This is a genomic window from Spirillospora sp. CA-108201, assembly GCF_050936235.1.
Classification (GTDB): domain Bacteria; phylum Actinomycetota; class Actinomycetes; order Streptosporangiales; family Streptosporangiaceae; genus Spirillospora.
The window spans coordinates 9,022,918-9,044,530 of record NZ_JBNJNE010000001.1 but is presented as its reverse complement, the minus strand read 5'-3'; the positions used below and the strand labels follow the sequence as shown (position 1 = coordinate 9,044,530).

18 protein-coding genes are annotated in these 21,613 nt (G+C 71.3%); 12 read left to right on the top strand and 6 right to left on the bottom strand.

All coding sequences use genetic code 11. The annotated features are described in order from the left end of the window. The first annotated feature begins 129 nt into the window (after positions 1-129). The 5 genes from ACQEU6_RS43265 (at position 130) to ACQEU6_RS43245 (ending at position 6,914) form a co-directional block, all read left to right on the top strand. On the top strand, positions 130-1,332 hold the full coding sequence (locus tag ACQEU6_RS43265; protein ID WP_499339610.1) for a thiolase family protein: 1,203 nt from the start codon (positions 130-132) through the stop codon (positions 1,330-1,332). Next, entirely contained in the window at positions 1,329-3,410 is a 2,082-nt protein-coding gene (locus tag ACQEU6_RS43260) for a 3-hydroxyacyl-CoA dehydrogenase NAD-binding domain-containing protein (protein ID WP_499339609.1), read from the top strand. The genes ACQEU6_RS43265 and ACQEU6_RS43260 overlap by 4 nt, the downstream gene beginning before the upstream one ends. A gap of 172 nt (positions 3,411-3,582) precedes the next feature. Continuing rightward, positions 3,583-5,070 carry an amino acid permease gene (locus ACQEU6_RS43255; RefSeq protein WP_499339608.1) on the top strand — a complete coding sequence of 496 codons (1,488 nt, stop codon included), beginning with the start codon at positions 3,583-3,585 and terminating at the stop codon, positions 5,068-5,070. 55 nt (positions 5,071-5,125) lie between these two features. After that, positions 5,126-6,484 carry an FAD-dependent oxidoreductase gene (locus ACQEU6_RS43250; RefSeq protein ID WP_499339607.1) on the top strand — a complete coding sequence of 453 codons (1,359 nt, stop codon included), beginning with the start codon at positions 5,126-5,128 and terminating at the stop codon, positions 6,482-6,484. A gap of 64 nt (positions 6,485-6,548) precedes the next feature. Continuing rightward, the gene (locus ACQEU6_RS43245) at positions 6,549-6,914 is read left to right on the top strand and encodes a hypothetical protein (protein ID WP_499339606.1); all 366 of its coding nucleotides are present in this window, start codon (positions 6,549-6,551) and stop codon (positions 6,912-6,914) included. Here ACQEU6_RS43245 and dxs read toward each other — a convergent pair. After that, complete coding sequence (gene dxs, locus ACQEU6_RS43240; protein ID WP_499339605.1) at positions 6,911-8,833, bottom strand: 1-deoxy-D-xylulose-5-phosphate synthase; 1,923 nt, start codon at positions 8,831-8,833, stop codon at positions 6,911-6,913. The two genes, ACQEU6_RS43245 and dxs, sit on opposite strands and share 4 nt — an antisense overlap. 150 nt (positions 8,834-8,983) lie before the next feature. On the opposite strand from dxs, the gene idi reads away from it, so the two are divergent. From idi to ACQEU6_RS43215, 5 genes are all read left to right on the top strand, one after another. After that, positions 8,984-9,562, top strand: a complete 579-nt coding sequence (idi, locus tag ACQEU6_RS43235; protein WP_499339604.1) for an isopentenyl-diphosphate Delta-isomerase — start codon at positions 8,984-8,986, stop codon at positions 9,560-9,562. 153 nt (positions 9,563-9,715) lie between these two features. Continuing rightward, on the top strand, positions 9,716-11,020 hold the full coding sequence (locus tag ACQEU6_RS43230; RefSeq protein ID WP_499339603.1) for an ABC transporter substrate-binding protein: 1,305 nt from the start codon (positions 9,716-9,718) through the stop codon (positions 11,018-11,020). Continuing rightward, entirely contained in the window at positions 11,017-11,925 is a 909-nt protein-coding gene (locus ACQEU6_RS43225; protein ID WP_499339602.1) for a carbohydrate ABC transporter permease, read from the top strand. Before ACQEU6_RS43230 ends, ACQEU6_RS43225 begins: the two co-directional genes overlap by 4 nt. Next, positions 11,922-12,830, top strand: a complete 909-nt coding sequence (locus tag ACQEU6_RS43220) for a carbohydrate ABC transporter permease (RefSeq protein ID WP_499339601.1) — start codon at positions 11,922-11,924, stop codon at positions 12,828-12,830. The genes ACQEU6_RS43225 and ACQEU6_RS43220 overlap by 4 nt, the downstream gene beginning before the upstream one ends. A gap of 242 nt (positions 12,831-13,072) precedes the next feature. After that, positions 13,073-13,501, top strand: coding sequence for an ASCH domain-containing protein (locus ACQEU6_RS43215; RefSeq protein ID WP_499339600.1), 429 nt, complete (start codon positions 13,073-13,075; stop codon positions 13,499-13,501). 18 nt (positions 13,502-13,519) lie between these two features. On the opposite strand, the gene mug is transcribed toward ACQEU6_RS43215, so the two are convergent. After that, entirely contained in the window at positions 13,520-14,083 is a 564-nt protein-coding gene (gene mug, locus ACQEU6_RS43210) for a G/U mismatch-specific DNA glycosylase (protein WP_499339599.1), read from the bottom strand. Between the two features lie 163 nt (positions 14,084-14,246). Here mug and ACQEU6_RS43205 point away from each other — a divergent pair, with 163 nt between their 5' ends. Continuing rightward, entirely contained in the window at positions 14,247-14,855 is a 609-nt protein-coding gene (locus tag ACQEU6_RS43205) for a Uma2 family endonuclease (protein WP_499339598.1), read from the top strand. Positions 14,856-14,912: 57 nt separating this feature from the next. Here the strand turns inward: ACQEU6_RS43205 and ACQEU6_RS43200 are convergent, their stop codons facing one another. Then, entirely contained in the window at positions 14,913-15,632 is a 720-nt protein-coding gene (locus ACQEU6_RS43200) for a sulfite exporter TauE/SafE family protein (RefSeq protein WP_499339597.1), read from the bottom strand. A gap of 22 nt (positions 15,633-15,654) precedes the next feature. Further along, positions 15,655-16,605, bottom strand: a complete 951-nt coding sequence (locus ACQEU6_RS43195; protein ID WP_499339596.1) for an aldo/keto reductase — start codon at positions 16,603-16,605, stop codon at positions 15,655-15,657. A 38-nt stretch (positions 16,606-16,643) separates the two neighbouring features. Here ACQEU6_RS43195 and ACQEU6_RS43190 point away from each other — a divergent pair, with 38 nt between their 5' ends. Next, positions 16,644-17,267: a LysE family translocator gene (locus ACQEU6_RS43190; RefSeq protein ID WP_499339595.1), complete on the top strand. Its 624-nt coding sequence runs from the start codon at positions 16,644-16,646 to the stop codon at positions 17,265-17,267. Positions 17,268-17,480: 213 nt separating this feature from the next. Here the strand turns inward: ACQEU6_RS43190 and acnA are convergent, their stop codons facing one another. Together acnA and ACQEU6_RS43180 are read right to left on the bottom strand one after the other, a co-directional pair. Further along, a complete protein-coding gene (gene acnA, locus ACQEU6_RS43185; RefSeq protein ID WP_499339594.1) occupies positions 17,481-20,246 on the bottom strand; it encodes an aconitate hydratase AcnA in 2,766 nt (921 codons plus the stop codon). 294 nt (positions 20,247-20,540) lie between these two features. Beyond that, positions 20,541-21,524, bottom strand: a complete 984-nt coding sequence (locus ACQEU6_RS43180) for a DUF2804 domain-containing protein (protein WP_499339593.1) — start codon at positions 21,522-21,524, stop codon at positions 20,541-20,543. Positions 21,525-21,613: the final 89 nt, after the last annotated feature.

Here is a 21,613-nt window from a genome sequence, read left to right as displayed (position 1 = left end):
AGTGGTTACTGACGAGTAGAATTTAGGGTTACCAGCGAGTAGCATCGCTGGTGCGGGCACTCGTGCCGCCGGCAGGGGCGGCGCGGGGCTCGACACCTTCACCCGAGTCCATCGCAGGGAGGACGACCCGTGCCTCGCACCGCACGCGACGTCGTGTTCGTCGACGGCGTCCGCACGCCGTTCGGCAAGGCCGGCCCCAAGGGGCTGTACGCGCAGACCCGCGCCGACGACATGGTCGTCCGCGCGATCCGCGAGCTGATGCGCCGCAACCCGTCCCTCCCGCCGGAGCGGGTCGACGAGGTCGCCATCGCCGCCACCACCCAGACCGGGGACCAGGGCCTGACCATCGGGCGGTCCGCCGCCGTGCTGGCCGGACTGCCGAAGAGCGTCCCCGGCTTCGCCGTCGACCGGATGTGCGCGGGGGCCATGACCGCCGTGACCGCCACCGGCGCCGGCATCTCGTTCGGCTCCTACGACGTCGCCATCGCGGGCGGCGTCGAGCACATGGGCCGGCACCCGATGGGCGAGGGCGTCGACCCGAACCCGCGGTTCCTCGCCGACCGGCTGGTCGACCCGTCCGCCCTGGTCATGGGGTCGACGGCGGAGAACCTGCACGACCGGTTCCCCGGCATCACCAAGGAGCGCGCGGACGCCTACGCCGTGCGCAGCCAGCGGAAGGTCGCCGAGGCGTACGCGGCCGGGAGGATCCAGCCCGACCTGGCGCCGACCGCGGTCCGCTCCGCCGAGCAGGGCTGGGGCCTGGCCACCGAGGACGAGCCGCCGCGGCCCGGCACGACGATGGAGAGCCTGGCCTCGCTGAAGACGCCGTTCCGCGTGCACGGCAACGTCACGGCGGGCAACGCCGCGGGCCTCAACGACGGCGCCACCGCCTGCCTGCTCGCGGCCGAGGACGTCGCGCGCGAGCTCGGCCTCGCGCCGCGGATGCGGCTCGTCGACTTCGCGTTCGCCGGCGTCGAGCCGGAGGTGATGGGCGTCGGGCCGGTGCCCGCGACCGAGAAGCTCCTCGCCCGCAACGCGCTGACCATGGACGACATCGGCCTCATCGAGATCAACGAGGCCTTCGCCGTGCAGGTGCTCGCGTTCCTGGAGCACTTCAAGATCGCCGACGACGACGCGCGGGTGAACCCGTGGGGCGGCGCGATCGCCCTCGGCCACCCCCTCGCCTCGTCCGGCGTGCGGCTGATGAACCAGCTGTCCCGCCTATTCGAGGAGCGCACGGACGTCCGGTTCGGGCTGACCACGATGTGCGTCGGCATGGGCATGGGCGGAACCGTCCTCTGGGAGAACGTGAACTGGGAGGGCGCCAAGTGAACCCCGACATCTTCAAGGACGAGGTCGTCACGCACGCGCGCGTACGCGAGGTGACGCTGCCCTATGGCGCGGGCACGCTCGCGCTCATCACGCTCGACAACGGCTTCGACCACACCAAGCCCAGCACGTTCGGCCCGGGCGGCCTCGCCGAGCTGAACGCCGCGATCGACGAGGTCGCCGGGCGCGACGACATCGCGGCCGTCGGCGTCACCGGCAAGCCGTTCGTCTTCGCCGTCGGCGCCGACCTCAAGGGCGTCCCGCTGGTCCGGCGGCGCGAGGACGCCGCGGCCATCGGCAGGCTCGGCCACGACGTGTTCCGCCGCCTCGGCGAGCTGGGCGTCCCGTCCTTCGCCTACTACAACGGCGCGGCGATGGGGGGCGGCGTCGAGATCGGCCTGCACTGCACCTACCGGACGATCTCGCGCGGCGTCCCGGCGTTCGCGCTGCCCGAGGCGTTCCTCGGCCTCGTGCCCGGCTGGGGCGGCACCCACCTGCTGCCGAACCTGATCGGCGCGGAGAAGGCGCTCAAGGTCGTCATCGACAACCCGATGGCCCAGAACCGGATGCTCAAGGGCCCGCAGGCCCACGAGCTGGGCATCGCCGACGCCGTCTTCGACTCCGCCGACTTCCTGGAGGAGTCCCTCGCCTGGACGGCCCGGGTGGTCAAGGGCGAGATCACCGTCCGCCGCCCCGAGGTCGACAAGGGCAAGGCGTGGGACGACGCCGTCGCGCTGGCCCGCTGGAACGTCGAGGGCAGACTGCACGGCGCGGCGCCGTCCTACACCCGGGCGCTGGACCTGGTCGCCGCCGCCAAGGACCGCACCCGCGACGAGGGCTTCGCCGCCGAGGACGAGGCCCTGGCCGACCTCATCATGAGCGACGAGCTGCGCGCCGGCCTGTACGCGTTCGACCTCACCCAGAAGCGCGCGAAGCGTCCCGCCGGGGCGCCGGACAAGGAGCTCGCCCGCAAGGTCACCAAGGTCGGCGTCGTCGGCGCGGGCCTGATGGCCTCGCAGCTCGCCCTGCTGTTCGCGCGGCGCCTGGAGGTGCCGGTCGTGCTGACCGACCTCGACCAGGAGCGCCTGGACAAGGGCGTCGGCTACGCGCACGGCGAGATCGACAAGCTGCTCGGCAAGGGGCGGCTGTCCCCCGACAGGGCCAACCGCCTCAAGGGGCTCATCACCGGCTCGCTCACCAAGGACGCCTTCGCCGACGCCGACTTCGTCATCGAGGCCGTCTTCGAGGAGATGTCGGTCAAGCAGAAGGTGTTCGCCGAGGTGGAGCAGTACGTATCCGCCGAGTGCGTCCTCGCGACCAACACCTCCTCGCTGTCGGTCACCGAGATGGCCTCCGGGCTCGCGCACCCCGAGCGGGTGGTCGGGTTCCACTTCTTCAACCCGGTCGCGGTGCTGCCGCTGCTGGAGATCGTCCGGGGCGAGCGGACCGACGACGCCGCGCTCGCCACCGCGTTCGCCGCGGGCCGGGCGCTGAAGAAGTCGTGCGTGCTGGTCGAGGACGCCCCGGCGTTCGTCGTCAACCGCGTCCTGCTGCGGCTGCTCGCCGAGATCGTCAGGACCGTGGACGAGGGCACGCCGATCGAGACCGCCGAGCGCGCCGCCGCGCCGCTCGGCCTGCCGATGCCGCCGTTCGTGCTGATGGGCCTGGTCGGCCCGGCGATCGCCCTGCACGTCAACGAGACCCTGCACGCGGCGTTCCCGGACCGCTTCCCGCTGTCGGACAACCTGGCGAAGATGGTCGCGGCGGGCAAGGGCGGCGTCTACCTGCCCGACTTCACCCTCGACCCCGAGGTCGTGGAGATCTTCTCCGGCGGGACGAGCCCCTCCACCGAGGAGCAGGTCCTCGACCGGGCGCTCGCCGCGCTCGCCGACGAGATCCGGATCATGCTGGACGAGGGCGTCGTCGCGGCCCCGCAGGACATCGACCTGTGCATGATCCTCGGCGCCGGCTGGCCGTTCCACCTCGGCGGCATCACCCCGTACCTGGACAGGTCCGGCGTCGCCGAGCGGGCCGCGGGCGGCCGCTTCCTGGAGCCGGGGGTCGCCTCCCTGCCCTCCTGACCGGTGCCACCACGGGAGAAGAGGCGTTCCGGACCACCTGCGGAACGCCTCTTCTCCGTTGTTTCCCCACGTCACGATCATGCGCGCGTTCCGGCGGATCATAACCCGCGCGCATTTGGGCATACGGCTGAGTGCCGTATGCCGGACGACGGGACGCGAAGGGGCGCCGAAAGTGAACGTGCTGCGCACGAAGTCGGTCGAGCAGTCGATCCAGGACACCCAGGAGCCCGAGCACCGGCTCCGCCGTGACCTGTCGGCGTTCGACCTGACGGTCTTCGGGGTCGGCGTGATCATCGGGACCGGCATCTTCGTGCTCACCGGCCAGGTCGCCAAGGACAAGGCCGGGCCCGCGGTGGCCCTGTCGTTCATCCTCGCCGCCGTCGTGTGCGGCCTCGCCGCGCTCTGCTACGCCGAGTTCGCCTCCACGGTCCCGGTCGCCGGCTCGGCCTACACCTTCTCCTACGCCACGATCGGGGAGTTCCCGGCCTGGATCATCGGCTGGGACCTCATCCTGGAGATGGCCCTCGGCGCCGCCGTGGTGTCGGTCGGCTGGTCGGGGTACTTCGCCTCGCTGCTCGACGACGCCGGGATCACGATCCCGACGGCGCTCGCCGCCCCGCCGGGCGAGGGCGGGACGGTGAACATCCCCGCCATCTGCCTGGTGCTGGCGGTGACCGCGCTGCTCGTGCTCGGCGTCAAGATCTCCTCCCGGGTGAACGCGGTGGTCGTCTCGGTCAAGGTGGCCATCGTGCTGCTGGTGATCTTCGCGGGGCTGTTCTTCGTCAAGGGCTCCAACTACCACCCGTTCATCCCGCCGGCCAAGCCGACGCCGGACGTCGCGGGCCTCAAGGCGCCGCTGATCCAGGAACTCGTCGGCAGCGCCCCGGTCAGCTACGGCTGGCTCGGCATCTTCTCGGCCGTCGCCATCGTGTTCTTCGCCTACATCGGCTTCGACATCGTCGCGACCGCGGCCGAGGAGGCGCGGCGCCCGCAGCGGGACCTGCCGGTCGGGCTCATCGGCTCCCTCGTCATCACCGCGGTCCTGTACGCGGCCGTGGCGACCGTCGTGGCGGGCATGCAGAAGTACACGGAGCTGAGCGTCGCCGCGCCCCTCGCGGACGCGTTCAAGGCCGTCGGCCATCCCGCCTTCGCGACGATCATCAGCATCGGCGCGGTCGTGGGGCTCACCACCGTCGTGCTGATCCTGCTGCTCGGGCAGAGCCGCATCTTCTTCGCGATGGGCCGCGACGGCCTGGTGCCGCCCTGGCTCTCGGCCGTCCACCCGCGCTTCGGCACCCCCTACCGCTCGACGGTCATCATGGGCGTGGTCGTCGCGGTGCTCGCCGGGTTCATCCCGCTCTCCGAGCTGGCCGAGCTGGTCAACATCGGCACGCTGTTCGCGTTCCTCGTCGTCTCGATCGCCGTGGTGATCCTGCGCCGCACCCGCCCCGACCTGCCGCGCGACTTCCGCACCCCCTGGGTGCCGGTCATCCCGATCCTGTCCGTGCTGGCCTGCCTGTTCGTGATGATCAACCTGCCGGTGGAGACCTGGCTGCGGTTCCTCGCCTGGATGGTCGTCGGCGGCGTCGTCTACGCCGGCTACGGGTACCGGCACAGCAAGGTCGGCCGCCGAGCGGAGCACATCACCCCCAAGTCCTGACACTCCCCCGCCGTGACGGGAGTCACGGTGTCCTTTTGACCGGCGGGTGTGCACAATGGCGCCCATGGCACCTCCAGCACGTGTCGCGGTGATCGGGTCCGGCCCGGCGGGGATCTACGCCGCCGAGGCCCTCGTGAAGCAGGCCGGAGACGACGTGCGGGTGGACGTCTTCGACCGGCTCCCGACGCCCTACGGACTGGTGCGCTACGGCGTCGCGCCCGACCACACCTCGATCAAGTCTATCGCCCGGTACCTGCAGCGGGTCCTGGAGAACCCGGCGGTCCGGTTCTTCGGATGCGTCGAGCTCGGCCGCGACGTCACCCGCGACGACCTGCTCGGCTGCTACGACGCCGTCGTCTACTCCACCGGCGCGATGGTCGACCGGCACATGCGGATCCCCGGCGAGGACCTGCCCGGCAGCATCGCCGCCACCGACTTCGTCAACTGGTACTGCGGGCACCCCGACGCCGCCGACCACGAGTTCGACCTGTCGGTCGAGGAGGTCGCGGTGGTCGGCGTCGGGAACGTCGCCGTGGACGTCGTCCGGATCCTCGCCAAGACGGCCGCCGAGCTGCGCGCCACCGACGTCCCCGAGCAGGTGATCGAGGCGCTGTCGCACAGCCGGGTCCGGCGCATCCACATGATCGGGCGGCGCGGGCCGGCGCAGGCGAAGTTCACCACCAAGGAGGCGCGCGAGCTGGGCGAGCTGCCGAGCGCGAGCATCCACGTCAGCCCGCGGGACATGGAGCTCGACCCCGCCAGCGCCGAGCTGGCCGAGAGCGACCGGCACGTCCGCGGCAACATCAAGGCCCTCAGCGCCTGGACGGGCGCGCCCGCCGCCGAACGCGCCCGCCACATCGACGTCCGGTTCTGGCGCGCCCCCGTCGAGATCCTCGGCGCCGACCGCGTCGAGGGCCTCCGGCTGGAGACGACCCGCCTGGACGAGTCGGGCCGCGTCACCGGGACCGGCGAGTACGAGACGCTCCCGGTCGGCATGGTGCTGCGGTCCGTCGGCTACCAGAGCGTCCCGCTGGAGGGCGTCCCGTTCGACGAGCGCTCCTTCGTCGTCCCGAACGAGGGCGGCCGCATCGTCGGCCCGGACGGCGCCTTCGTGCCCCGCGAGTACGTCGCCGGCTGGATCAAGCGCGGGCCGTCCGGCGTCGTCGGGACCAACAAGTCCGACGCCGCCGAGACCGTCCGCAACCTGCTGGAGGACCTCGCGGACGCCGGGACGGCGCCCGCGCGCACGATCGAGGAGCTGCTGGAGTCGCGCGGCCTGCCCGTCGTCACCTACGACGACTGGCTGAACCTGGACGCCGCCGAGGTCGCCCTCGCCCGCGCCCTGGACCGCGGGGAGCGCGTCAAGCTCGCCCGCTGGGAGGCGATGCGGTCCGCCTGCCGGGGTTCCGCGTGATCGCTTCGAACTCCCCGCCGGGAAACTAGTGACGCAAAGGTGACGCGGACGCTACGGTGCGCGTGTGACCGGCGGTCCTGAACTGCACGGGTTCCCTCCACCCGAGACGGTCCCCGACCTCAGGTGGCTCGGACCCGACTACATCTCCGTACTGGTGTACGACCTGACGCGGGGTCTCCTACACCAGGATCCGCGGACGTCCGTCCTGGGCGTCCGGTGCGAGGGCGTGCCCAGGCTCGCGCCCTCGGTCGACCCGGCGGGCGTCATCCGCGCCCACGACGCCTGCTTCCCGCTCCAGGTCTACGTCCAGGACGGCGCGGGACGCCCCTGGTGCCTGCGCGGGCGATGGACGTACTTCGGACGTGAGCTCGGCACGTCCACCGCGTCCATCACCCACGCCTGGCGACTCCTGTCGGCCGAAGGCGCCTAGGAGCGCTCGTCGGAGGTGGCGGGCTCGTCGGCCTCGGCGGTGATGCGGGCCACCGACTCGGTCACGTCGCGCGCCAGCGCCTGCGGCGTGAGCCCGATGTCGGCGAGGATCTGGCCCCGGGACGCGTGGTCGAGGAACTCCTGCGGGATGCCGAAGGTGCGCAGGGGCGCGTCGACGCCGGCGTCGCGCAGCAGCCGGGCCACGGCGTCGCCGACGGCGCCGGTGCGGCCGTTGTCCTCGGCGACGGCGACGAGGGTGTGCTCGCGGGCGAGGTCGAGCAGCGCCGGGTCGAGCGGCTTCACCCACCGGGGGTCGACGACGGTCACGCCGATGCCCTGCGCGGCGATCAGCTCCGCCGCCTCGACCGCGGGCGCCGCCATCGATCCGGCCGCGACCATGAGGACGCGGGCGCCGTTGGAGCCGTCGTGGCGGGCCAGCACGTCCATGCCGCCGGCCTTGCCGACCGCCTCGACGTCGGCGGCGGCCGGGCCCTTGGGGTAGCGGATCGCGGTCGGGCCGTCGGAGACCGCCACGCACTCGCGCAGCAGCTCACGCAGCCGGGCCCCGTCGCGCGGCACGGCGATCCGCATGCCCGGGACGAGCTGCAGGATCGACAGGTCCCACATGCCGTTGTGGCTGGCGCCGTCGTCGCCGGTCACGCCGGAGCGGTCCAGGGCGAAGGTGACGGGCTGGCGGTGCAGCGCCGTGTCCATCAGGACCTGGTCGAACGCGCGGTTCAGGAACGTGGCGTACACGGCCACGACCGGGTGCAGGCCGCCCATCGCGAGCCCGGTGGCGGAGGTGACGGCGTGCTGCTCGGCGATGCCGACGTCGAAGATGCGGTCGGGGAACGCCTCGGCGAACGGCGCGAGCCCGACCGGGTAGAGCATCGCGGCGGTGATGCCGACGACGTCGCGGCGCTCCCGCCCGATCGCCACCATCTCCTCGCCGAAGACCTTCGTCCAGGCGGGGCCGCCCTTGCCGGTGACGAACTTGCCGGTGGCGGGGTCGAACGCACCGCCGCCGTGCATGCAGTCCTCGGTGTCGTTCTCGGCCGGGGCGTAGCCGCGCCCCTTGGTGGTGATGCAGTGCACGATCACCGGGCGGCCGAACCCGCGGGCGCGGCGCAGCGCCCGCTCGACGGCGTCCTCGTCGTGGCCGTCGATCGGCCCGACGTACTTCATGCCGAGGTCCTCGAACATGGCCTGCGGCTGCAGGACGTCCTTGAGGCCCTTCTTGATGCCGTGCAGCGCCTCGTAGGCGACGTTGCCGACCACGGGCGCCCGCGGCACCGTCTTCTTGATCAGGTCGAGCGCGTTCTCGTAGCCCTGGGTGACGCGCAGGTCGGCCAGGTGCGAGGCGAGGCCGCCGATGGTCGGCGAGTAGGAGCGCCCGTTGTCGTTGACGACGATGATCACGGGGCGGTCGACGCCGGCGGCGATGTTGTTCAGCGCCTCCCAGCACATGCCGCCGGTCAGCGCGCCGTCACCGACGACCGCGACGACGGCGCGGTCGTCCTCACCGCGCAGCTGGAACGCCTTGGCGAACCCGTCGGCGTAGGACAGGGCGGTCGAGGCGTGCGAGTTCTCGATGATGTCGTGCTCGGACTCGGCGCGGCTCGGGTAGCCCGACAGGCCGCCGCGCTTGCGCAGCAGCTCGAAGTCGTGCCGGCCGGTGAGCATCTTGTGCACGTAGGCCTGGTGGCCCGTGTCGAAGAGGATCTTGTCGTGCGGCGAGTCGAAGACGCGGTGCAGCGCGATCGTCAGCTCGACCGCGCCCAGGTTGGGCCCCAGGTGCCCCCCGGTCCTGGAGACCGCCTGGACGAGGAACTCGCGGATCTCCTCCGCGAGCCGAGACAGCTGAGCGGCGTCCAGTCGCTTGAGGTCGTCGGGACCTGTGATCGACTCCAGCAAGCTCACTCGTTTCAACTCCTCCGTCGGGGATTCGGTCTCCCCTGGCTCGGGCCGTTCTGAGTTTAATCCCGGTTCGCCCGCGACGCGCCGCAGACCACCCGCCCGCGGGGTGTGAAAAGACTGACCCCGGCGGGAGGGATGGGGTAGGAAAAGAGCATGGGCGTCGAAGAGATCGTGCTGCTCAACGCGGACGACGAGGTCGTCGGAACCGCGCCGAAGAGCTCCAGCCACCATAGAGACACGCCGTACCACCTGGCCTTCTCCTGCTATGTCACCGACACGGAGGGTCGTGTCCTGATCACTCAGCGCGCCCTCGGGAAGCGGACCTTCCCCGGCGTCTGGACGGGCAGCTGCTGCGGCCATCCGGGTCCCGGCGAGAAGCTCCGCGACGCCGTCCTCCGGCGGTTGCGGGACGAGCTCGGCATCCGGGACGCAACGCTCACACCGGTCCTGCCCCGGTTCCAGTACCGGGCCGTGGCCGAGGACGGGACGGTCGAGCACGAGCGCTGCCCGGTCGTGCGCGCCGTCGTCCCCGCGGGCACGACCGTCCGCCCGAACCCCGAGGAGGTCGAGCGGGCCGAGTGGTGGACGTGGAGGCGCTGCCGGGAGCTGACCGCGAAGCCCGAGTCCTCCCCCTGGTACCGGCTCCAGCTGGCCGAACTGGAACCGCTCGGCGCGCCGCTCGACTGGCCGGACGCGGGGCGGTCCGGCCTGCCGCCCGCCCTCGGCTGGTAGCCGCGGACGACCGCGTCCCCGGACGCGCCCGCCGGGGCGCGGACCGGAGGCGCGGGCCGCGCATCACCGAAAGATCACTATTCGGCGTCCGGTGTTGACCGTCCGTCCGTCCAAGCAGACGCTTGTTTTTCGGTGCAACCGAAGGGACGGACGATGCGAGTACGTGCTCCCCGGCGCCGCTGGACGGCGGTCGCGGCCGTGACGATGACGGCCGCCCTCGGCGTGTCGGCCTGCGGCGGCAGCGACGACAAGGGTTCCAACGACACATCCCAGGTCGAGGTCTTCTCCTGGTGGACCGGTCCGGGCGAAGCGGACGGCCTTGCCGCGATGCAGGCCGACTTCGAGAAGAAGAACGCCGGCACCAAGTTCGTCAACGCGGCCATCGCCGGCGGGTCGGGCACCCAGGCCCAGGCCGTGCTGGCGAGCCGGCTGCAGAACCGCAAGCCGCCGGACTCCTTCCAGGGCCACGCCGGCGCCGAGCTGCTCGACTACATCAAGGCCGGGCAGATCGAGCCGCTGGACTCCTTCTACGACGAGAACAACCTGAAGTCGGCCTACCCCCAGCAGCTGCTCGACCAGATCAGCTACAAGGGGAAGATCTACTCGGTGCCGGTGAACATCCACCGGTCGAACATGCTCTGGTACAACCCGGGCATCCTCAAGGACGCCGGGATCTCCGGGCCACCCGCGACGATCGCCGGCTTCATCACCGCGCTGAAGGCCGTCAAGGACAAGACGAAGAAGGTCCCGCTGTCGCTCGGCGCGCAGTGGACGGCCGACCACCTGCTGGAGAACGTCCTGCTGGGCGATCTCGGCACCGACGCCTACAACGCGCTGTGGAAGCCGGGCGCCGACTGGAGCAGCCCGGCCGTCACCAAGGCGCTGACCGACTACGCCGAGATCATGAAGTACACGACGCTGGAGGCCGCGTCCACCGACTGGCAGGGCGCCGCGAAGGCCGTCGTGGACGGCAAGGCCGCGTTCAACATCATGGGCGACTGGGCGTACGGGTACTTCACCGGCAGCGCGCCCAACGGGCTCGGCAAGAAGCTCGACACCGACTTCAAGTACGCGCCCTCCCCCGGCACCGACGGCACCTACATGTGGCTGTCGGACAGCTTCACTCTGCCCAAGGGCGCACCCCACCGCGGCGGCGCCCTCGCATGGCTGAAGGAGGTGTCCAGCAAGGAGGGGCAGGACCTGTTCAACCCGAAGAAGGGGTCCGTCCCCGCCCGTAAGGACGCCGACAAGAGCCTCTACAAGGGCTACCTCCAGTACGCGTTCGAGCAGTGGAACAAGCCCGGCGTCAAGCTGGCGGGCTCGTTCTGGCACGGCGTCAACGCCAGCAAGAAGCAGCACACCGACATCGACACCGCGGTCGGCCTCTTCCTGCAGAACAAGGACGTCGGCAAGCTTCAGCAGGGGCTGGTGAGCGCGGCCAAGAACAGCGGCCAGTGAGGTCCTCCGGTTCCAGATGGGCCCGTAGCCGCAGGTGGCTGCCCGGGCTGCTGCTGGTCTCGCCGTCCATCGTCGCGATCGGCTTGTTCGTCTACGGGCTCATCTTCTGGAACACGCGGGTCGCGGTGAGCGGCAAGCACGACGAGGTCACCGAGTACGGCTTCGACAAGGGCAGGAACTTCGTCGACCTGTGGGACCAGCCCAGCTGGCCCGGCGCGGTGAAGCACGCGCTGCTGTTCACGGCGGTGTTCGTCGTCGGCGCCCTGGTGCTCGGCGCGTTCCTGGCGTTCCTGATGGACAAGGGCATCAGGGGCGAGGCGTCCTTCCGCGTCGTCTACCTGTTCCCCATGGCGGTGTCGTTCATCGCCAGCGGCGTCGTGTGGCGCTGGCTGATGAACCCGGCGCCGCCGGAACGCGCGGTCGGCTTCAACCAGCTGTTCGACAAGCTGCACCTCGGCGCGCTGGCGAACGGCTGGTGGCAGAACCCGGACTGGGGCATGGCCGCCATGGCGCTGCCCGCGATCTGGCAGATGTCCGGGTACGTCATGGCGCTGTACCTCGCCGGGTTCCGCGGCGTCCCCGGGGAGCTGCGGGAGGCGGCGCGGGTGGACGGCGCGTCCGAGTGGAAGGTGTACCGGTACGTGGTGTTCCCCCAGCTCCGCCCGGTGACGCTGTCCGCGCTGATCATCCTCGGGCACATCTCGCTGAAGGTGTTCGACCTGATCATGGCGATCGCGGGCAAGCAGATCATCACCTACGTGCCGGCCGTGGCCGCCTACGTCGAGATCTTCGACCGGCACGACCCGGCGAACGGCGCCACGATCGCCACCTACCTGCTGGTCGCGGTGGCCGTCCTGGTGATCCCCTATCTGGTCTGGTCGGTACGTTCGGAGCGGACGCGATGACGCGCGCAGAGGCATCCCCGGCGCCGGCGTGGCGCCGGCTGGCGGGCGGGCTGCGCGGCGGCGGAGCGGCGGAGCCGGGCAGGACGTCCGGCGCCTGGCAGGCGGTGAAGCTCGTCGTCCTGCTGGCGTTCGTCCTGCTCTTCCTGATCCCGGTGTACGTGCTGGTGGTCACGAGCTTCAAGCCGCTGGACGAGGCGGACCCGAGCACCGCGTGGAACCTGCCGGGCCAGTGGAGCATGTCCGGCTGGAGCTCGGCGTGGGACGCGCTGCGGCCCGGCCTGGAGAACAGCGTCAAGATCGCCGTCTCGGGGTCCCTGATCTCGGCGGTGCTCGGCTCGCTGAACGGCTACGTGCTGTCCAAGTGGCGGTTCCCGGGCGCGGACGTGGTCTTCACGCTGCTCCTGTTCGGCATGTTCATCCCGTACCAGGCGGTGATGATCCCGCTGGCGGGCCTGCTCACCGACATGGAACTGGTGGGCACGATCCGCGGCCTCGTCCTCGCGCACGTCGTGTACGGCATCCCGATCTGCACGCTGATCTTCCGGAACTACTACGTGACGATCCCGGACGAGCTGGTCGAGGCGGCCCGCGTCGACGGCGCCGGGATGCTCCGCACCTACTGGTCGGTCGTCCTGCCCGTGTCGGCGCCGGCTTTCGCGGTGACGCTGATCTGGCAGTTCACCTCGATGTGGAACGACTTCCTGTTCGCGGTGTTCCTCGGCGCCCCCGACAGCTGGCCGGTCACGGTGATGCTGAACAACACGGCCGGTTCGGGGGCCGTGGCCGTCCAGTACAACCAGCAGATGGCCGAGGCGCTCCTCGCGTCCCTGCCGACGCTGCTGGTCTACCTGCTCCTCGGGCGGTTCTTCATGCGCGGCCTCATGGCGGGCGCGCTGAAGGGCTGAGATTTCCACGGGTACGTCAACCGCATATCGGCCTCAGACGTCACATGGGTGATCAAGCACCTCATGGGTCTGAAAAACCCATGACGGACAACGACCATTTCGCCGCGTACGTTGGCAATTCCTGCGGGATGCGCCTAGCCTCTCGGGCATCGTCGCGCGACACCCGGCGTCCACCGCCGGGCGTCCCGGCGATCCCGGGGGCGGACGGACCGGCGGACAACGGAGGTGACCGCGTGCAGGCGATGAGTGTTCAGCAGCCCTGGGCGTTCGCGATCGCGCGTGGTGGCAAGAGCGTGTCGAACCAGAGCTTCCCGACCGCCTACCGCGGTCCGCTCCTCATCCACGCCTCGATGCGCGTCGACCTGAAGGCGTGCGACTCCCCGCTGATCCAGGCGGCCGGCTGGGACCCCCGCGACCCGCTCGCCACCATCGGCGCCGTCATCGCGGTCGCCGAACTCGACGAGGTCTGCTCCGCCGCCGTCCGCGGCGCCGCCTGCGACTGCGGCCCCTGGGCCGACTCCGCCTCCCACCACTGGGGCCTGTCCGGCATCCGCGCCCTCCCCCGCCCCATCGTCGCCCTGGGCCGCACCGACCTGTGGCAGCCCACCCCCACCCTCCTCAAAGAGGTCGAGACGATGTTCGCCACCGCCGCCCTCAACAACGCCAACTGAGCGCGGAAGGCCGCCCTCTCAGGGAGTTCTGAGGGCTTCGGCGGCTTCGCGGAGGCGGGTGAACTCGGCGGCGATGCGGTCGAGGGGCCAGCTCGCGTTGAGGCCGCTCGGGTTGGGGAGGACCCACAGGCGGGCGGGGCCGAAGTGCTCGTCCTGCGGGCCGATCCGTGTCTTGGGGCGGCCGAAGGCCGTGCGGTAGGCGGTGACGCCGGCGACGGCCAGGTAGGCCGGACGGTGGCGTTCGACCAGGGCGGCCAGGCGGCGCCCGCCCTCGCGGAGTTCGGCGCCGGTCAGCTCGTCGGCGCGGGCGGTCGTGCGCGGCGCCAGGTTGGTGATGCCGAGGCCGTAGCCGGGCAGGAGGTCCTGCTCGGACGGCTCCAGCCGGCGGTCGGTGAAGCCGGACAGGTGCAGCGCGGGCCAGAAGCGGTTGCCGGGGCGCGCGAAGTGGCGGCCGGTCGCCCCCGAGTACAGGCCCGGGTTGATGCCGCAGAACAGGACGCCGAGCGTCCCGGGCCCCTCGGGGAGGACGTCGGGGATGACGCGGTCGCGGGCGGCCTCCAGGTCGGCCTTGGTGGGGCGCATCAGATCAGGTTACGGACGCGGCACCGGTCGCGCCGAAGATGCCGTACGCCATCGCGGACAAGGCCAACAGACTGCAAAGGAACGACTACTCTAGGTCACGACAGTCGGGCGGGGTACCGTTGTCCCTGCATGGATTCGGTACGCCACCAGCGGGAGCGGAAACGTGAGCGTCGCGCACGATCATGGCGGGTTCGGCCCGTACACGGCGGAGGACCTGCACGCCCGAGAGGACGAAGGCCGCGGCCTTGAACTCGAAGACGGGTGGCTGATCGAGTTGTCCCCGAGCGCACCTCACAACTGGGCCGCCAGGCAGATGCAGGAAGCCCTTCAAGACGCGGCGGCAGACGCCAGCGCCTCGGTCTTCATCGCCGGTGGAGGCGAATGGGAGATCAGCACGCCGGCGGGCATTCGCAAGCCCGACGTGTTCGTGGTGCCGAAGAGCGTGGCCCGCGCCTCGATCATTGACCGCAACCCGATCGTGATTCCCGGCATCGAGGTCCTGCTCGTCGTCGAGGTCGTGTCCCCGGGCAGCGGCAGCGAACGCACCGACCGCGTGCGCAAGCTCAAGGAGTACGCGGCCCTCGGCATTCCTCAGTACTGGCTTGCCGAGTTCGCCCCCGGTCCCAGCATCCAGATCTTCGGTTTGGACGCCGCAGCCGGTACCTACCGTCAGGTCCAGACGGTGGGCGCGGGGAACCTCGTCGAGGCGAAGGTCGAGGCGGACACCACCATCACAGTCCGGTTCGACCCGCAGGTCCTCACGGAGTTCTGAGGACGTCGGGGATGACGCGGTCGCGGGCGGCCTCCAGGTCGGCCTTGGCGGGGCGCATCAGATCAGGCTGCGGACGATGAGCACCGCGGCGGACGTCCCGACGACGGCGAGGAGGGCGACGCGCAGGCGTCCGGCGTCCAGGTAGCGGCGGAGCGGGCCGGCGGCGAGAAAACCGGCGAACACGAACGGCACCAGTTCCGCCCCCGCGACGACCTGCCGGGCCGGGAGGCGTCCGGCGGCGGCGAGGGTGAGGAGCGACAGGAGGGCGCCGGCGATGAAGAACACCGCGAGCGTCGCGCGGACGCGGGGGCCGCTCTCGCGCTGGTAGAGCAGCGCGATCGGCGGGCCGCCGATGCCGGACGCGGTGCCGGTCGTGCCGGAGATGACGCCGGCGGTGGCGAGCGTGCGGCGGTTGCGCGGCAGGTTCGCGGTCCAGGTGGTCAGGGCCAGCGCGGCGAGGACGACCACGCCGATCACGATGCCGAGGACGCGGTCCGGGGCGGTCGCCACCAGCCAGACGCCGGCCGGCGTGCCGGCGAGGCGTCCGGCGAACGCCCAGCCGAGCCCGCGCAGGTCGGCGTGCCGCAACTCCTGGGCGAGCGTCGCGAAGGGCAGGACGAGCGCGATGACGAGGATCGCGCCCGGCATCAGGGACGGGTACAGCATCGTCACGACCGGAGTCGCGACCAGCCCCACGCCGAGGCCGACGCTGCCCTGCACGATCGCGCCGGCCAGCGCCGCCAGGCCCCCGATCAGAACGAAATCGACAGGTGGCACGCCGAGGGAGCCTACCCCGCGGTCAGATGGAGGCTTCGGTCAGGCGGTCGAGTTGGGCGGCGGTCAGGGTGGTGCGGGCGGCCTCCACGAGCGGCGGGAGCTGTTCCAGGGTCCGGGCGCTCGCGATGGGCGCGGCGACGGTCGGCTGGGCGGCGAGCCAGGCGAGGGCGACGGTCGCGACCGGGGCGTCCTGCTCCTCGGCGACGATGTCGAGCGCGGCCAGGACGGCGCGCCCGCGTTCGGTCTCCAGGTGCCGCGCAGCGCCCCCGGCGCGCGCGCTGTCCACCGTGGACCCCGGACGGTACTTGCCGGTGAGGAAGCCGGACGCGAGGCCGTAGTACGGGACGGCGGCCAGCCCGTGCTTCTCGGCCAGGTCGCGGCGCGGTCCCTCGTAGGAGCCGCGGGAGACGAGGTTGTACTCGGGCTGGATGGCTGTGTAGCGGGCCGTCCCCTCGCGCTCGCTGAACTCCAGCGAGGCCTGGAGCCGGTCGAGCTCGATGTTCGACACCCCGATCTGCCGGATCTTGCCGGCGGCGACCAGCCCGTCGAGCGTCGTCATGATCTCCTCGACGGGCACCGACGGGTCGTCGAAGTGGGTGAAGTACAGGTCGATGCGGTCGGTGCGCAGCCGCCGCAGCGAGTCGTCCACGGCCGCCCTCATCGTCGCCGCGGAGAGGCCCTGGTGGGCGGGGTGGCGGCCGCCCTTGGTCGCGATCACGAGGTTGTCGCGGTTGCCGCGCGCCTCCGCCCACTCCCCGATGATCGACTCGGACTCGCCGCCGCGGTTGCCCTCCACCCACGCCGAGTAGGAGTCGGCGGTGTCGAGGAAGTCGCCGCCCGCCCCGGCGTAGGCGTCCAGGATCTCGAACGAGCGCTCCCGGTCCGCGGTCCAGCCGAAGACGTTGCCGCCCAGGCAGAGCGGGAACACGTCCAGTTCACCGATCTTGTGCATGGCTATGTCCAGCTTTCTCATGGTTGGTTCCTGATGCGGATTTCAGGGATCATTACCCCATGCCAGCCGCATGTCTCGCTTTCGCGGCCATAGCCGCTCTGCTCACCATCACGCCCGGCGTGGACACGATGCTCGTCGTGCGCAACACGGTGGCCGGGGGGCGCCGCACGGGCCTGCTGTCGTCGTCGGGGGTGGTGACCGGCCTGCTGTGCTGGGCCCTGATGAGCGCGATCGGGTTGACCGCGATGCTGGCGGCGTCCCGTCTCGCGTTCGACGCGGTGCGCCTCGCGGGCGCCTGCTACCTGCTGTGGCTCGGCCTCCGGGCCCTCTGGACGGCGCGGCGCCCCGAACCCGGCGCCTCCGGCGAGCGTCCGCCGGCTCCGGCGTCCGGCCGCTCCGCCTTCCGCGCCGGGCTGACGACGAACCTGCTCAACCCCAAGGTCGGCGTCTTCTACATGAGCCTGCTCCCCCAGTTCGTCCCAGACGGCGCCTCGGTCTTCTGGACCAGCATGCTCTTCGCCGCCATCCACGCCGCCGAGGGCCTGCTGTGGCTGGCCGTCATCGTCGCCGCCGCCGGCGCCGCCCGCCGCGCCCTCACCCGTCCCGCCGTGAAGCGCCGCCTCCAGCAGGTCACAGGGCTGGCGTTCATCGGCTTCGGCGTCCGGCTGGCCGTCGAGCGCTGACCCCCGGCCTGGGCTGCGGGCGAGCGGGCGAGCGGCGACGAAGGCGCGCATGTGCTCGCGCGCGTGGGGGTCGCGCTGGGCCTCGGCCGTCGCGTGCCGCAGGACCGACACGGTGCGCTCGTGCCCGGCGGCCTGCCCCTGCCCACCGGCCGCTGACCGCACGAGAACGGGCCGCCTCCCGGGTGAGGGAGGCGGCCCGTTTCGGCGTGCGGGTTACTTGCGGAGCAGGTTCCGCAGGACGTACTGGAGGATGCCGCCGTTGCGGTAGTAGTCCGCCTCGCCGGGGGTGTCGATGCGGACGACGGCGCCGAACTCCTTGTCCCCGGCCTTGACGGTGACCTCCTCCGGGATCCCGCCCTCGTTGAGCGCGGTGACGCCGGTGATGTCGAACGTCTCGGTGCCGGTGAGCCCGAGCGACTCGGCCGACTCCCCGTCCCTGAACTGCAGCGGCAGGACGCCGAGGCCGATCAGGTTCGAGCGGTGGATGCGCTCGTAGGACTGGGCGATGACGGCGCGGACGCCGAGCAGCGCGGTGCCCTTGGCCGCCCAGTCGCGCGAGGAGCCGGAGCCGTACTCCTTGCCCGCGATGACCACGAGCGGGGTACCCTGCGCCGCGTAGTTCTGCGCGGCGTCGTAGATGAACGCCTGCGGCGAGTCCTGCTGGGTGAAGTCGCGGGTGTAGCCGCCCTCGACGCCGTCCAGGAGCTGGTTGCGCAGCCGGATGTTGGCGAACGTCCCGCGGATCATGACCTCGTGGTTGCCGCGGCGCGAGCCGTAGGAGTTGAAGTCCTTGACCGCGACGCCGTTGCCCTCCAGGTACTGCGCGGCGGGCGTGCCGGCCTTGATGGACCCGGCCGGGGAGATGTGGTCGGTGGTGACCGAGTCGCCCAGCTTGGCCAGGACGCGGGCGCCGTGGACGTCGGCGACCGGCGCCGGCTCGGCGCCCATGCCGTCGAAGTACGGGGCCTTGCGGACGTAGGTGGACGCGGCGTCCCACTCGAACAGGTCGCCGGTCGGGATGTCGAGGCCCCGCCAGCGGTCGTCGCCCTTGAAGACGTCGGCGTAGCTCTCGGTGAACATCTCCTGCCCGATGGACGACTCGACGATCGCGGCGACGTCCTCCGGCGCGGGCCAGATGTCGGCCAGGCGGACCGGGCCGTCGGCGCCCTCGGCGATCGGGTCGTTCAGGATGTCGATGTCCATCGTGCCCGCGAGCGCGTAGGCGATGACCAGCGGCGGCGAGGCCAGGTAGTTCATCTTCACGTCGGGGCTGATGCGGCCCTCGAAGTTGCGGTTGCCGGACAGCACCGCGGTGACCGCGAGGTCGTTGTCGTTGACCGCCTTGGAGATCTCCGGCTGCAGCGGGCCGGTGTTGCCGATGCAGGTGGTGCAGCCGTACCCGACCAGGTTGAAGCCGATCTTGTCCAGGTACGGGGTGAGGCCGGCGCGCTCCAGGTAGTCGGTGACGACCTGGGAGCCGGGCGCGAGGGAGGTCTTCACCCACGGCCTGCGGGTCAGGCCCTTCTCCACCGCGTTCTTGGCCAGCAGCGCCGCGCCGATCATCACGTACGGGTTGGAGGTGTTGGTGCAGGAGGTGATGGCCGCGACGGCGACGTGCCCGTGGTCGAGTTCGAACGACGTCCCGTCGTCCAGGGTGACCGGGACGAGGTTGTGCGGGCGCCTGGCCCCGTTGGAGCCGTGCTGCCGGGGCTTGTCGCCGTCGGAGTCGTGGCTGATCGCCGGAGAGTCCGAGGCCGGGAACGACTCGTTGGACGCCTCGTCGGCCGCGCCCTGGATGCTCTCGACGTAGTTCTGCACGTCCCGCCGCCAGGTCTGCTTGGCCTCGGCCAGGGAGATGCGGTCCTGCGGGCGCTTCGGGCCGGCCAGCGACGGCACGACCGTCGCGAGGTCCAGCTCCATGTACTCGGAGAACTCCGGCTCCACCGACGGGTCGAGCCACAGGCCCTGCGCCTTGGCGTAGGCCTCGACGAGCGCGATCTGCTCCTCGTCCCGGCCGGTGAGCCGCAGGTACTTCAGCGTCTCGTCGTCGATCGGGAAGATCGCGCAGGTGGAGCCGAACTCGGGGCTCATGTTGCCGATCGTGGCGCGGTTCGCCAGCGGCAGCGCGTGCACGCCCTCGCCGTAGAACTCCACGAACTTGCCGACGACGCCGTGCTCGCGCAGCATCTCGGTGATGGTGAGGACGAGGTCGGTCGCGGTCGTCCCGGCGGGCATCTCGCCGGTCAGCTTGAAGCCGACGACGCGCGGGATGAGCATCGAGATCGGCTGGCCGAGCATCGCGGCCTCCGCCTCGATGCCGCCGACGCCCCAGCCGAGCACGCCGATGCCGTTCTCCATCGTCGTGTGCGAGTCGGTGCCGACGCAGGTGTCGGGGTAGGCGACGCCGCCGCGGTCGAACACGACGCGGGCCAGGTGCTCGATGTTCACCTGGTGGACGATGCCGGTCCCGGGCGGGACGACCTTGAACTCGTCGAACGCCGTCTGCCCCCAGCGCAGGAACTGGTAGCGCTCCTTGTTGCGCTCGTACTCGCGCTGCACGTTGCGCTCGAAGGCGTCCGGCGAGCCGAAGTAGTCGACGATCACCGAGTGGTCGATCACCATCTCGGCCGGGGCCAGCGGGTTGATCCTGGTCGGGTCGCCGCCGAGGTCGCGCACCGCCTCGCGCATCGTGGCGAGGTCCACCACGCACGGCACGCCGGTGAAGTCCTGCATGATCACCCGGGCGGGGGTGAACTGGATCTCCTTGCTCGGCTTGGCCTTGGCGTCCCACTGCGCGAGCGCGCGGATGTGGTCGGCGGTGACGTTGGCACCGTCCTCGGTGCGCAGCAGGTTCTCCAGCAGCACCTTGAGGCTGTACGGGAGACGGGCCGAGCCCTCGACGGCGTCCAGGCGGTAGATGTCGTACGACCTGTCGCCGACCTGCAGCTTGTCGAGACTGCCGAAGCTGTTCGCGGACACGGACTCCTCCTCCGTCGCCACCGCGCGTCCGGTCCGGGACATGAGCGCGCGGCGCTGGGTTGATCTTCAATAAGGCCCGTCCCCGGGGCCGACGCGGGACGGCGCGCGGCGGGACGGGAGCTTCGTCTCCCTTGATCCTGCCTTAGTCGGACTCCTGACCGGCAATCAGGGCCGCCTAACTTCCACCGCTTTTCTCTCGACGTCAAGCTATCTTCATTTTATCTCGACATCAAGCTACTTGCTCCCGGCCCGACGGCGGGGACGCCCCTCGGTCGTCTTCCGGCATGCCGCGGGTCACCAGCGCTGGCGGGACTCCTCCGCCCAGCCGGTGAGGTCCGCGAAGTCGTGCCAGGCGCCGTCGTCGGCCTGGGCGCGGCCGCTGAAGCGGCCGAAGCACTGGTGCGTCTCGGTGCCGACGACGCCGAGCTCCGTGCGCGCGACCTTCTCGTGGAAGGGGCGGAACTCGGCCTCGACGCGCGGACCGCGGATCGTCCAGGGGCGCAGCCAGTCGGACCGGTCGTAGGACCAGTCGAGCTCATCGCCGATCTTGTGCAGCCGGCCGCCGACGAACAGCGCGTTCTCGGTCATGCCGGTGCCGTCGGTCCACTTGCCGCCGAGCTGCAGGGCCAGGCCGGGGCCGCTCGCCGCCGCCCAGTTCCACGTCATCCGGTACGGCCACTTGCCGCGCCCGTGGTCGAGGACGGCGAAGGCGCCGTCGCCGATCTCATGGTCGCCGGACGGGAGGCGCAGCCGCCCGTGCACGGGACGCCCCACGTCCTTGACCGTGTACTGGAACCGCCGGGCGCTCCAGGGGACCACCACGCCGAGCGACTCGTGGCCGTCCGGCAGCGGGACCCGGACGTCCAGGTCCACCAGCCCGGGGACCAGCGCCCGCACCCGCGAGCCGGACGGGCCCTGGCGGACGCCGACCGCGAAGCCCGCCCCGCGCACCGACGCCTCCCCGGATCCGCTGCGGTCGGGGAACACCGCGCCGCGCGCGAAGGGGACCACGCCGTCCCGGGAGATCTCCTCGCCCGTCTCGCGGTCCAGCACGTAGACGCCGTGGACCGCGGCGTAGTCGAGCGACGAGGCGACCAGCCCGACGATGTGCCGGGGCGTGACGATGCCCCAGTACTCCCAGCGCTTGGCCCTGCCCCAGCCGCGCAGGTTCGCGCGGTGCAGCGGGCGCCGCGTCCAGCCGACCGCGCGCGGAGCCAGCCGCCCGTCCGGCGTGCACAGGTCGACGGGCTCGGTGATCTCGCGCTCATGGGTCGGCATGCCCCGAGGCTACCGAGCGGCCCCCGCGACGCCGCGATCCCTGGAACGGTTCAGCCCCGGACACGGCCCGTTTAGATAAGTCCATACCT